The organism is Burkholderia ambifaria AMMD (assembly GCF_000203915.1).
Taxonomy (GTDB): Bacteria; Pseudomonadota; Gammaproteobacteria; order Burkholderiales; family Burkholderiaceae; genus Burkholderia; species Burkholderia ambifaria.
This window is the reverse complement of the sequence record NC_008392.1, coordinates 515,196-528,447: the sequence shown is the minus strand read 5'-3', so window position 1 is coordinate 528,447 and position 13,252 is coordinate 515,196. Positions and strand designations below refer to the sequence as shown.

Here is a 13,252-nt window from a genome sequence, read left to right as displayed (position 1 = left end):
CATAACCGCCGGCGCCGTCTAGCAAGCCCGTGCTTGCTGCGCCGCTCACCTCGCATCAATTCCTTATTGCGGAAAAAAATCCGGTCATGGGACTATCGAACGCGTTGTCCGCCCGCCGAGGGGCGGCGCCGTCAGCGTGACGAACGCGCAACGACCTACGAGAATCCCGAGAGACCATGAACAGAACCGCGCTTTTCCCGTACGTGTCCGCACTGGTCGCCGCCGTCCTGATGACGGCGTGCGGCAGTGACGAAATCGAAAGCAACGCGGGCGCCACGTCGCCGCCGGCGCCCGACACGAGCTGCCTCGCGATCGACAGCAGCGGTTCGACGGTCGTCGTGGGCTCGAACCAGCCCGGCGATCCGTCGCTGCCGGAAGCCTCGTCGGGCTACCGCACCGGCATGAAGCCCGTCTACGCGAAGCGGTACCTCGTGGCCACCTCGAACGCGTATGCGAGCGCGGCCGGTTGCGCGGTGCTGAAGCGGGGCGGCACGGCCGCCGATGCGGCGGTCGCCGTGCAGGCCGTGCTCGGCCTGACGGTGCCCGAGGCGACCGGCCTCGGCTCGGGCGGCGTGCTGCTCTACTACGATGCGCGCGCCAAGACGCTGCAGGCATACGACGGACGTGAAACGGCGCCGGCGGCGGCTACGGAGAACTACCTGCGCTACGTCGACGACCAGAACGACCGGTCGGCGCCGCAACCGAACGCGCGTGCAAGCGGCCGTTCGATCGGCACGATCGGCGTACCGAGGCTCATCGAGGCGTTGCAGCAGGATCACGGCAAGCTGCCGTGGCAGGGGCTGTTCGGCGACGCGATCACGCTCGCGAACAACGGCTTCCCGATCGGCGGCCGGCTGGCCGATGCGATCGCGTTGAACGCCGCGAACCTGAAGCGCGATCCCGAGGCCGCCGCGTATTTCCTGAAGGCGGACGGCACGCCGAAAACGCTCGGCACCGTGCTGAAGAACCCGGCTTACGCGCACACGCTGACGCTGATGGCGCAGTCCGGCGCGAATGCGCTGTACACGGGACAGATCGCGCAGGACATCGTCGCGAAGATCGCGACGACGCAGGGCGCCGACGGCTCGACGATCACGCCCGGCAAGACGACCGTCGCCGATCTGGCCGCGTACCAGGCGAAGCGTCGCGACCCCGTATGCACGACCTATCGCAGCTACTGGGTATGCGGGATGCCGCCGCCGTCGTCGGGCGGTATCGCGGTCGCGTCGGCGCTCGGCATTCTCGAGAATTTCGACCTGAAGTCGCTGAAGCCGACGGCGATCGATCTCGAAGGCGGCAAGCCGACCGTCGCCGGCGTGCATCTGATCACCGAAGCCGAGCGGCTCGCGTATGCCGATCGCGACAAGTACGTGGCCGATACCGATTTCGTGCCGCTGCCGGGCGGCACGTGGGACACGCTGCTGAACAAGCCGTACCTGAAGTCGCGCGCCGCATTGATCGACACGAACCACAGCATGGGCACCGCGCAGCCCGGCAATTTCGGCGCGGTGCCGCTCGGCGTCGACACGACGCTGATCGAACACGGCACGAACCATTTCACGATCGTCGACGCGGACGGCAGCGTGCTGAGCGCGACGACGACCGTCGAGTCGAGCATGGGCTCGTTCCACATGACTAACGGCTTCCTGCTGAACAACCAGCTGACCGATTTCTCGGCGAACCCGCTCGACAGTGCCGGCAATCCGGTGGCGAACCGCGTGCAGCCGGGTAAGCGGCCGCGCAGCTCGATGGCGCCGACGATCGTGTTCGGCACGGCCGCGGACGGCTCGCGCGGCGATTTCGTGATGGCTACCGGTTCGCCGGGCGGCGGCACGATTCCGCAATACGTGGTGAAGACGCTCGTCGGCGCGCTCGACTGGGGGCTCGATGCGCAGCAGTCCGCGGGCCTCGTCGACTTCGGCGCGAGCAACAGCCCGACGACCAACATCGGCGGCGAGCATCCGAACGTCAATGCGGCGAACAATGGCGCGAACGATCCGCTGATCGCGGGCCTCGTCGCGCTCGGGCACAAGGTATCGACATCCGCGCAGGCGAGCGGCGTCAACACCGTGATGCGCGTGACGGTCGGACAGTCGCCCGCGCTGCAGGGCGGTACCGATCCGCGTCGCGAAGGCGTCGTGCTCGGCGACACGTTCAAGCCGTAAGCCGGCGGTAGCGGAGCATGGCGTGCGGCTCCCGTCTGCCGGTCGCGGTGGATACGGGGCTGCGCGTCGCCGATGCCGAACGTGAAAGCGGCGCATGGCGGCAACGATCGATGAACAGAACAACCACGCATCGTGGCAAGGGGCCGCCGTGACGAACGCGCATCTGCTTGAAATGGACGCCGTCCTGTCGGCCCCGGGATTTTTCGATTTCCTCGGCGACATCGATTGCGATCGCGCGCTGGCCAGCCGCGACGCGGAGCCGTTCGACGCGTGCTGGATGACGGCGTTCGACGAAGTCGACGGCGAACCGGGTGCCCCGCTCGACAAGCAGGCGGTGGACGCGCTCAGGGAAAAGGCGTTCAGGCTGGCGTTCCGCGCATCGGGGAATGCCGACATCGCGGCGTGCGTATCCGACGACATCGAGCTGATCGCGCGGAGCCGTTCATCGGGCCGCACCGACGGCTGGCCCACCGAGATTCTTTGGGACGCCTACAGGAATGGCCGCTTTCCCTGCTAACCGGCGCGTTGTGCCCGGCGCACCGATGCATGCCATCGGACGGCGCCAATCACGGGCCGATTTCGATGTTTGTCAAACAGTGTGAGTCAATCGTCAGCATTTGCAACTGAAGTAACAGTCCCCGCAATTCGACGGTTTTGGACGTTGGCGCCGCTACATTAGCTCCACCTGCCGCACGTCGCGGTGAGGCATGCGACCAGCCGCGGAACGCGGCCCGCAGCAACAACGTCTTTGGGGAGAATGACCATGAACAAGATTCGCACGATTCTGCTTGGCGCCGCGCTGACGGCAATCGCATCGGCGGCTTTCGCACAAACGGCCCAGACGGGCGCTGAGGGTTCCGCCGGCGTCGGCGCGCAAGTCCAGACGCCGCTGCTCGGCGGCGGCGTGGGCGTGCAGGCTGGCGCGGGCGCGAATGCCGCGGGCTCGGGCTCGGGTGCGGGCGCAGGCAACGTCGTCGGCGGTGCGCTGAACGGCGTGGGCAAGACGGTCGGTAGCGTTGGCTCGGCGGCCGGCAACACGGTCGGTGGTGCGGTCGGTGGCGCGACGCAGGCAGTCGGCTCGGCGGCCGGTTCGGCGAAGGATGCGGCGGTATCGGCCACGCACGCGACGAAGTCGCACGTGAAGCACGTCGCGAGTTCGGCGAAGAGCCATGCGCAAGGCGCGGTGTCGACGGCGGGCGATGTCGCCGGCGGCGCGAAGGCGAAGGCCGGCGAAGCGCTCGAGGGCGCAACGAACTCGGTGCAAGGCGGCGCATCGGTCGGCGTGAAGGGTTCGGCGTCGGCACAAGGCGGCGCGCTGTAAGCGACCTGCTTCCCGCACAAGCCCGGCCCGCTTCGATGCGGGCCGGGCTTTTTTATTGATGCGCCGCGCATCGTGACAGGAAGTGTGTGCCGCGGACCGACCCGGCGGTCCGTGTACGCTCTGCCCGTTGCCCGCACGCCATGCTTAAATAGCAGGGCTCCCGGTCGCCGGCCCTCCCGGCGTGGTCGGGTAACATGCCGAGGCATCACGAATTCGAAGTACGGCGAGACGGCGAACGTCGGTGTGATCGGCATCGCATTGTTCGCGCGGAAGGAAGGCGACAAGGAAGCTGCGTCGCCACGCGAATCCGTTCCCGGGCAACGCAATGGCTTTGCACTGCCGCCCGTGTGCCCGCGCGGCGAGTGACGCGGCGCGACGAACATCGCCGTCGTCGGGCGTGCCTGGCCGGCACCCGCTTTCAGGTACCATCCCGACCGCTGGCGACGGGCGGCCGCGCCCGGCGTTCGATCGCGCACGATGCCGGTCGACATCGCCCCTTCGTCATGAAACAGAGGAATCTTCGTGAAGTTCATCCACGCGGCAGACATTCACCTTGACAGTCCGTTGCACGGCCTGAGCGCGTATCCCGACGCGCCGGCCGCGCAGTTGCGCAACGCGTCGCGCGAGGCGCTGCGGCAACTCGTGGATCGTGCGATCGAAGAGGAGGTTGCGTTCCTCGTGATCGCCGGCGACCTGTACGACGGCGACTGGAAGGACCACAACACCGGCATTTTCTTCGGCCAGCAAATGGGCCGCCTGCGCAAGGCCGGCATTCGCGCATTCGTTCTCGGCGGCAATCACGATGCCGAAAGCGAGATGACGAAGAAGCTCACGTTGCCCGACAACGTCACCGTGTTCGGCCACCGCAAGCCGGAAACCCACCGACTGCCGGAATTCGACGTGGCGCTGCACGGGCAGAGCTTCAAGGACAAGGCCGTCGTCGACAATCTCGCGATCGGCTATCCGGACCCGGTGCCGGGTTACTACAACATCGGCGTGCTGCACACCGCGCTCGAAGGCTATGCGGCGCATGCGAACTATGCGCCGTGCACGCTGGCGGAGCTGCACGCGAAAGGCTACGACTACTGGGCGCTCGGCCACGTGCACGAGTTCCAGCAATGGTCGGGGCCGTCGACCGTCGTGTTTCCCGGCAACCTGCAGGGCCGCCATATCCGCGAGACGGGCCGCCGCGGCGCAGTGCTCGTGACGATCGAGCAGGGGCGCACGCACCTCGAACGTCTGTACCTCGACGTGTTGCGCTGGGAAGCCGTGTCGGTCGACGCGTCCGACTGCTTCACGGTCGCCGACCTGTCGAGAAAGATCGGCCAGTCGCTGGAGGCGCTGCTGAACGTCGATGGCCACGTGCCGCGCGCGGTGCGCGTGACGGTCACGGGGCGTACGCCCGCGCACGGCCTCTTTTTCGGGCGCGCGCCGCAACTGCGCGCGGAGGTGCTGAACCAGATCGGCATCATCGGCAACGAACGGTTGTGGCTGGAGAAGGTCCGGCTCGCGACGTCCGCGCCCGAGCAGCCGCAAGGAGAGAGCGAGCAACTCGAGGCGCTGGAGGATCTCAAGCAGATCCTGGCCGACGCCGCGCACGATCCGGATTTTCTCGCGCTGCTGGAGCGCGACCTGAAGCCGTTCATCGGCAAGGTGCGCAGCGACGTGAAGGAGGAGGTGCCGCTGCTGACGATGGCCCGCGCCGGCGAACTCACGGCGCTGGTCGAGCAGGTGGGCCCCGCGTTGCTCGCGCGGCTGGCGAGGGGGGAATAAGCGATGCGCATCAGCCAGCTCGATCTGATCAAGTACGGCAAGTTCACCGACGAGACGCTGCGCTTTCCGTCGGCCGACCAGGATTTCCACGTGATCGTGGGGCCGAACGAGGCCGGCAAGTCGACGATCCGGACGGCCGTGTCGGAGCTCCTGTTCGGGATGAAGCTGCAGACGCCGCTCGACTTCCTGCATGCGACGCCCGAACTGCGGATCGGCGGCGTGCTGGAGAGCGGCACCGGCGCGCTCGCATTTCATCGCGCCCGCGGGCGCAGCCCGCTGCGCACCCCCGCCGACGACAAGCTGCCGGACGACTATCTGAACGCCATCCTCGACGGCGCGACGCGCGAATTCTTCGAGCAGATGTTCGGGCTCGACCACGGTCGGCTCGTCGATGGCGGCCGCAGCATACTCGACGCGTCCGACAAACTCGGCCAGGTGCTGTTCGAATCGGCGGCGGGCGTCGGCACGCTCGGGCCCGTGCGCGAGGAACTCGACGCGCGCGCGGGCGAGCTGTGGGCGCCGCGGCGCAGCGGCAGCGCATTCGCGCAGGCGGAGACGTCGTTCAACGAGGCGGTCGGCGAACTGAAGGCGGTCCAGGTGCGCACGCGCGACTGGGTCGATCGCAAGGAAGCGCGCGATGCGGTCGAACAGGAGATCGAGCAGGCGCGCACGGAGCAGCGCCGCCTTGAAGCGCTGCGCTCGAAGCTCGAGCGCGTGCGCCGGCTGGCGCCGTACCTGAAGGAATTGACGATCAAGGAAGCGGCGCTTGCCGAACTGGGCGCCGTCGTCGAATTGCCGCCGACCGCGTACGCAGACCTGCTGAAAGCGCAAGGCGATCTCGCGGCCGAACAGAAGGTGCTCGAGGAGCGCCGTGCGGATCTGCTCGCGAAACGGCAGGCGCGCGATGCGATCGATCCGGATGCCGACGCGATCGCGCTCGAACGCGACATCGAAGCACTCGACCAGTTGCGCGGCGCCTGCATGAATCACGCACAGGATCTGCTGTTGCTCGGCGCGGACGTCGAGCGGCATCTGTCCGCCGCCGCTTCCGCCGCGGCTCAGCTCGGCTGGCCGACCGACGAGGCGTCGCTGCGTGCGGCGCTGCCGAGCGCGCTGTCGCTGAAGACGGTCGCGAACCTGTTGCGCGATCACGGCGCGCTGCATCAGGCGCTGGCCGGCGCGCGCGAATCGCTCGACGAGCGCACGCAGGAACTCGCGCACGCGCAGGAACAACTGGCGCGTGTGTCCACGGTCGATGTGCCGGAAGTGCTTCGCGCGGCGCTTGCCGACGCGCAGGGCTTTCGCAGCAGCGGCCAGCGCGAACAGGCGCTCGAACGCGACATCGCCGCCGCGGAGCGCGCGCTCGCCGATGCGCTCGATGCGCTGGGCCAGTGGCGCAAGCCGGTCGACGCGCTGCGGGTGCTCGATGTGCCGTCTGCGGCGCGGCTCGGCGTGCTGCTCAACGAAGCAAGCGAGCGCGCGAGCGCGGCGGCCGCCGCACGCGATGCGCGCGACGCCGCGCAGGAGGAACTCGAGCGGCTCGAACTGCAAGAGAAGCATTTCGCCGAGACTCACAAGGTCGTCACGACCGCCGAGGTGCTGGCGGCGCGCGCACGTCGCGACGGTGCGTGGGGCGACATCCGCAGCGGCGCGGTCGATCTCGCAACGGGTGCGCCGGCCGTCGACGATGCGATTCGCCTCGCCGACGAACTCGTCGACGCGCAGCTCGGTGCCACGCAAGCGGCGGCGACGTTGCAATCGCTGCGTCAGCAGGTCGAGTCCGCCCGCGCCGTATTGACGCGCCGACAGGCGGCCGTCGACGAGCGTGAGCGCGAGCTGGCCGCGCATCGCGACGCATGGTCCGACCTCGCGGCGACGGCCGGCGTGCCTGGCATGCCGCTGGCGGCGATGGGCGACTGGCTCGCGAAGCGCGACGTGGTGTTTGCCGCGCAACTCGAGCTTGACCGTCAGCGCCGTGACTTCGAGACGATCCGCGAAGCGCGGGCCGGCGCGGAAGCTGCGTTGCGTACGGCGCTGCGTCTGGTATCGCGCGGCAGTGACGCCGACGGGCTGGCTGCGCTCATCGCGATCGCCGAGACGTTCGTGCAATCGGCCGAGAAGACGCTCGCGCAGAAGGACAGCCTGGAGGACCGCGCGCGCGAAGCCGAACGCGGATGCGCGACGGCCCGTTCACGCGCGGGCCAGGCCCAGGCGGCCTACGATGCGTGGCAAGCACAATGGCGCGATGCGCTCGCCGACGCGAAGCTGTCAGCGAATGCTGTGACGCTGGCTGCGGCGGAAGGGGCGCTCGGGCTTGCGAATACGGTGACGGCCGAGCTGGCCGCGGTCGATGCGCCGCGCAACCGGATGGCCGCGATCCGCGCGGAGCTGGCGGCGCTCGAGGCAGGCGCACGGCGGCTCGCTGAAGCGCTCGAGCCCGCATGGCTGGCGAGCGGCGACTGGCTGGACGTTGCGCGCCGGTTGACGATGCGCGTGGCGGCCGCACGGGAAACCGCGCGCGCGATCGATCGTGCCGACGAGGCGGTGCGGCAGGCCGACGGCAAGGTCGCCGATGCGGCCGCCGCGGTGGCCGGTGCGGATGCGCGCATTCAGCCGTTGCTGCAACTGGCCGGCGTCGCGTCGATCGACGCGGCGCTGCCGCTGGCCGAGCGATCGGATCGGCAGCGCCAGCTTCGGCAGGCCGTCGATGCCGCGAAGGAGGCGCTGGTGCGCGATGGCGACGGGTTGTCCCAGGCGGTCGTCGAGGCGGAGGTCGCGGAACAGGACATCGCCGACGTGCCCGCGCATCTCGAAGCAGTGAAGCAGGCGCTCGGCGACGTCGGCCAGCGCCTGAACGCACTCGCGCAGCAGCAGGTCGTCGCGCAGCAGGCATTCGGCGCGATCGACGGCCAGGCGAGCGCGGCCGTCGCCGAGGCGAAGCGGCAGGAAGCGCTGGCCGCGATGGGCGACGCGGCCGAACAGTATCTGGAAGCGGCGACCGCGAGCCGTCTGCTGAAGTGGGCGACCGATCGCTATCGCGACCAGAAGCAGGGGCCGATGCTGCGCCGGGCGGGCGAGATTTTCGCGGGGCTCACGCTCGGCGAATTCGCGCGGCTGACCGTCGACACCGAACGGACGCCGCCCGCGCTATACGCGCGGCGCACCAAGGGCGCGTCGGTCGAGGTCGCCGGCCTGAGCGAAGGCACGCGCGACCAGCTGTTCCTCGCGCTGCGGATCGCGGCGCTCGAACTGCAGCTCGCCAGCCGGACCGCGCTGCCGTTCGTTGCCGACGATCTGTTCATCAACTTCGACGATGCGCGTGCGAAGGCGGGGCTCGAGGCGCTGCGCGATCTGTCGACGCGAACCCAGGTGCTGTTCCTGACGCACCACGATCACCTGCTGCCGCTCGTGCGGGACGTGTTCGGCGCGCAGGTCAACGTGGTCGGGCTGCAGCGCGAGACGGCCGGCGCATGACGCCGGGCGGCTCGATGTTCCCGATACGTGGGAATGATCATCGCGTACAGGTAGTATGTGCGGTTCCGAAACGGACGCGACCGGTTCTGCCGGCCGTAGTCCGGCCACACGAGGGGTCAATATGAACAAGCTGGTAGCTGCCATCGCATTCGCGGCGGACAAGCATCGCAATCAGCGGCGCAAGGACGACGAGGCATCGCCGTACATCAACCATCCGATCGCGCTGGCCGATGTGCTGGCCAACGAAGCCGGCATCGAGGACGAGCGCGTGATCGTCGCGGCCGTGTTGCACGACACGATCGAGGATACGGAGACGACCGAGCAGGAACTGCTGCGGCTGTTCGGCAAGGACGTCGCGGACATCGTGATGGAAGTCACCGACGACAAGTCGTTGCCGAAGGAAGAGCGCAAGCGCCTTCAGGTCGAGCATGCGGCGAGCATCAGCCGGCGCGCGAAGCTCGTGAAGCTGGCCGACAAGATCTGCAACCTGCGCGACATCACGCGGCATCCGCCCGCGGACTGGCCGCTCGAGCGAAAGCAGGCGTACTTCGACTGGGCGAAGTCGGTCGTCGACCGGATGCGCGGCGTGCATCCCGGCCTGGAAGGGATCTTCGATGCCGCGTACGACGCGCGGCCGGCGGACTGACGCGCAGCCATGCGGGCGGCCCGATCCCGATCCGTCGCGTGGTCGGTGCCTGCGGTGGCGGGCGTCGATGTCGGCGGCGACAAGAAGCAATGCGATCTCGTGATCCTGCGCGGCTCGACGATCGTCTGCCGCGAGGCTCGGATCGCACCCGAAGCGCTGCCCGCGCTGTGCATCGAGCATGGCGTGGTGGCCGTCGGCGTCGATGCGCCGAGCCTGTGGTGGACGGGAAGCGGACGCCGCGCGGCCGAGCAGGCGCTCGCGCGCGAGCGGATCTCGTGCTTTCCGACGCCGTCGCGCGAACAGGCCGTGACCAGTGCGTCGGGCTTCTTCGACTGGATGTTCATGGGCGAGCGCGTGTACCGCGCGCTGGCGCAGGCCTATCCGCTGCTCACCGATGCACGGTACGCCGGCGGGAACGTGAGCTTCGAGACCTATCCGTACGCGATTACCTGCGCGATGCTCGGCAAGGCGATTGCGTCGGCGAAGCAGAAACGCAACCAGCGCCGGCAATTGCTCGCGCAAGTCGGGATCGACGTGTCGACTCTGCGCTCGGTCGACGCGCGGGACGCGACGCTGTGCGCATTGACCGCGCAATACGTAATCGATGGAAATGCGCACGCGTATGGCGATGCGGTGGGCGGGTACATCCGTGTGCCGATCGTCAGCGAGACGATCGTGCTCGATACGCTCTAGTCACTCACGGGCCACGGTTGGCGGGTACCCGTAAACCCGTGACGGCAAGGTGAGCTTTTGCGGGACGTATCTGATCGTCGACGTCAAGGTGTCGAGCAGTGACAGCCGATCGGCATGCGCAACATCATGTTCAGTCGATGCGCAGTGCGTGTCCGGGCCGTGATGCTCAGTCTTCGAGAATGGACTTCGGCACGCTGGAGAGATCGCAAGCATCCGCTTGCTCGAAATAGGCTTGCGCATCGTCGATCATCACGACCGCGACGTCGATCAGTTCGTCGAGCCGCTGCAGCAGCGATTCGCGCCACTCGATGTCCTCGTCGCGCTCGGGCGTCTTGTCGAGCTGCTCGATGATCGAGTCGGCCGTCTGCAGGAACGGAATCGCCTGCTGATAGTTTTCGATCGAGACCATCGCGGCGTTGCGTGCGCCGACGAGCCGTTCGCGATGCTCGTCCGCCAGTTCGGACTCGCCGCTGATGCGCGGCAGCACATCCGAGATGCGTTGCAGGAGCGGCGGGGCCTGTTCTTCCAGCATGACGGCGCGCTCGCGAAGCGCGGCATATTCGTCGCGAAGATCGGCGTCGCCGGATTGAGTGGTGCTGTCCATCGTCGGTATGAGTGCGTTGTTCGATCGCGGGATGATACTCGACCGCGCGTACCCCTTTGTTTGTTCCGCGGCATGGTGACTGGCACGGGTGCGTACGATCGGGATGCTGTCGGCCTCCTTATATAAGAGGAAAGAAGGGCGCGCGCCCTGGAGGCTGCGCGGGCGGCTTTTTCAAAATATTTTCACAAAAGGGGTTGCGTCGGCAGGGGCGGGTGCTTAGAATCACGCCTCTTTCGCGCTAACGGAAACGCGGCGCGGGAGGGAAGGGAAGCGGTGCTGACGGGGAAGGTTGTAGAAGCCCTGGCGCACACGAAGTTGAACCCCCGCCGTCGCAACGAAGCAGTTCAGAAAGTTGTTGACGAGCGAAGAAAGACGGTTCATAATCTCGCTTCTCTGCTGCTGAAAACGCAGCGCTGCTGGGAAACAGAAGGTTTCTCGCAGAAATGCTCTTTAAAAATTAACAGCCGATAAGTGTGGGCGCTTGATGGAAGCGAGCTGATCTTCGGATCAGATAGCGAAAGTATCAAGAGTCTCACACTAAAGTAAGTCAGGTTTATGAAGTGATTCATATTCCTGTCAGCTTTGAGTGAGCGACCGGTTCTTAACCGAACCGAAAACAGTAACAGGTTTAAACTGAAGAGTTTGATCCTGGCTCAGATTGAACGCTGGCGGCATGCCTTACACATGCAAGTCGAACGGCAGCACGGGTGCTTGCACCTGGTGGCGAGTGGCGAACGGGTGAGTAATACATCGGAACATGTCCTGTAGTGGGGGATAGCCCGGCGAAAGCCGGATTAATACCGCATACGATCTACGGATGAAAGCGGGGGACCTTCGGGCCTCGCGCTATAGGGTTGGCCGATGGCTGATTAGCTAGTTGGTGGGGTAAAGGCCTACCAAGGCGACGATCAGTAGCTGGTCTGAGAGGACGACCAGCCACACTGGGACTGAGACACGGCCCAGACTCCTACGGGAGGCAGCAGTGGGGAATTTTGGACAATGGGCGAAAGCCTGATCCAGCAATGCCGCGTGTGTGAAGAAGGCCTTCGGGTTGTAAAGCACTTTTGTCCGGAAAGAAATCCTTGGTTCTAATATAGCCGGGGGATGACGGTACCGGAAGAATAAGCACCGGCTAACTACGTGCCAGCAGCCGCGGTAATACGTAGGGTGCGAGCGTTAATCGGAATTACTGGGCGTAAAGCGTGCGCAGGCGGTTTGTTAAGACCGATGTGAAATCCCCGGGCTCAACCTGGGAACTGCATTGGTGACTGGCAAGCTAGAGTATGGCAGAGGGGGGTAGAATTCCACGTGTAGCAGTGAAATGCGTAGAGATGTGGAGGAATACCGATGGCGAAGGCAGCCCCCTGGGCCAATACTGACGCTCATGCACGAAAGCGTGGGGAGCAAACAGGATTAGATACCCTGGTAGTCCACGCCCTAAACGATGTCAACTAGTTGTTGGGGATTCATTTCCTTAGTAACGTAGCTAACGCGTGAAGTTGACCGCCTGGGGAGTACGGTCGCAAGATTAAAACTCAAAGGAATTGACGGGGACCCGCACAAGCGGTGGATGATGTGGATTAATTCGATGCAACGCGAAAAACCTTACCTACCCTTGACATGGTCGGAATCCTGCTGAGAGGTGGGAGTGCTCGAAAGAGAACCGGCGCACAGGTGCTGCATGGCTGTCGTCAGCTCGTGTCGTGAGATGTTGGGTTAAGTCCCGCAACGAGCGCAACCCTTGTCCTTAGTTGCTACGCAAGAGCACTCTAAGGAGACTGCCGGTGACAAACCGGAGGAAGGTGGGGATGACGTCAAGTCCTCATGGCCCTTATGGGTAGGGCTTCACACGTCATACAATGGTCGGAACAGAGGGTTGCCAACCCGCGAGGGGGAGCTAATCCCAGAAAACCGATCGTAGTCCGGATTGCACTCTGCAACTCGAGTGCATGAAGCTGGAATCGCTAGTAATCGCGGATCAGCATGCCGCGGTGAATACGTTCCCGGGTCTTGTACACACCGCCCGTCACACCATGGGAGTGGGTTTTACCAGAAGTGGCTAGTCTAACCGCAAGGAGGACGGTCACCACGGTAGGATTCATGACTGGGGTGAAGTCGTAACAAGGTAGCCGTATCGGAAGGTGCGGCTGGATCACCTCCTTTCCAGAGCTTCTCGCAAAATTGAGCGCTCACGCTTATCGGCTGTAAATTAAAGACAGACTCAGGGGTCTGTAGCTCAGTCGGTTAGAGCACCGTCTTGATAAGGCGGGGGTCGTTGGTTCGAATCCAACCAGACCCACCATTGTCTGACGTGTCGGTGGTCGTTAGCGCTTCAGCGCTTACGAGTACCTCTACCGCTAGGCTGAAACCTGAGGTCATCTGTACATGGGGGCATAGCTCAGCTGGGAGAGCACCTGCTTTGCAAGCAGGGGGTCGTCGGTTCGATCCCGTCTGCCTCCACCAATCACCAACGCTAAGGGCTTGGTTCAGACACTGAACCGAGAATTTTGCATTGGCGATTGAGCCAGTCAGAGTGATATCAACAGATATCGGCTGTCGTTCTTTAACAATCTGGA

8 protein-coding genes, 2 tRNA genes and 1 rRNA gene are annotated in these 13,252 nt (G+C 65.5%); 10 read left to right on the top strand and 1 reads right to left on the bottom strand.

The genetic code is table 11. From position 1 onward, the window contains the following. Window positions 1-176: 176 nt before the first annotated feature. The 7 genes from BAMB_RS29825 (at window position 177) to BAMB_RS29795 (ending at window position 10,072) form a co-directional block, all read left to right on the top strand. Window positions 177-2,165, top strand: a complete 1,989-nt coding sequence (locus BAMB_RS29825; protein WP_011660868.1) for a gamma-glutamyltransferase family protein — start codon at window positions 177-179, stop codon at window positions 2,163-2,165. 94 nt (window positions 2,166-2,259) lie between these two features. Then, window positions 2,260-2,682, top strand: coding sequence for a hypothetical protein (locus BAMB_RS29820; RefSeq protein WP_011660867.1), 423 nt, complete (start codon window positions 2,260-2,262; stop codon window positions 2,680-2,682). Between the two features lie 246 nt (window positions 2,683-2,928). Then, window positions 2,929-3,486, top strand: coding sequence for a hypothetical protein (locus BAMB_RS29815; protein WP_011660866.1), 558 nt, complete (start codon window positions 2,929-2,931; stop codon window positions 3,484-3,486). 522 nt (window positions 3,487-4,008) lie between these two features. Continuing rightward, window positions 4,009-5,259 (top strand): metallophosphoesterase family protein, encoded by a 1,251-nt coding sequence (locus BAMB_RS29810; RefSeq protein ID WP_011660865.1) that lies wholly within the window; start codon window positions 4,009-4,011, stop codon window positions 5,257-5,259. Between the two features lie 3 nt (window positions 5,260-5,262). Next, a complete protein-coding gene (locus tag BAMB_RS29805) occupies window positions 5,263-8,733 on the top strand; it encodes a YhaN family protein (protein ID WP_011660864.1) in 3,471 nt (1,156 codons plus the stop codon). A gap of 121 nt (window positions 8,734-8,854) precedes the next feature. Continuing rightward, complete coding sequence (locus BAMB_RS29800; RefSeq protein WP_011660863.1) at window positions 8,855-9,379, top strand: HD domain-containing protein; 525 nt, start codon at window positions 8,855-8,857, stop codon at window positions 9,377-9,379. A 9-nt stretch (window positions 9,380-9,388) separates the two neighbouring features. Further along, entirely contained in the window at window positions 9,389-10,072 is a 684-nt protein-coding gene (locus BAMB_RS29795; protein ID WP_011660862.1) for a DUF429 domain-containing protein, read from the top strand. Window positions 10,073-10,238: 166 nt separating this feature from the next. Here the strand turns inward: BAMB_RS29795 and BAMB_RS29790 are convergent, their stop codons facing one another. Continuing rightward, window positions 10,239-10,676: a hypothetical protein gene (locus BAMB_RS29790; RefSeq protein ID WP_011660861.1), complete on the bottom strand. Its 438-nt coding sequence runs from the start codon at window positions 10,674-10,676 to the stop codon at window positions 10,239-10,241. Between the two features lie 630 nt (window positions 10,677-11,306). Here BAMB_RS29790 and BAMB_RS29785 point away from each other — a divergent pair. From BAMB_RS29785 to BAMB_RS29775, 3 genes are all read left to right on the top strand, one after another. Then, window positions 11,307-12,839, top strand: a 16S ribosomal RNA gene (locus tag BAMB_RS29785). Window positions 12,840-12,901: 62 nt separating this feature from the next. After that, window positions 12,902-12,978, top strand: a tRNA-Ile gene (locus BAMB_RS29780). Window positions 12,979-13,063: 85 nt separating this feature from the next. Further along, window positions 13,064-13,139: transfer RNA gene (locus BAMB_RS29775), tRNA-Ala, on the top strand. The last annotated feature ends 113 nt before the right edge of the window (window positions 13,140-13,252 follow it).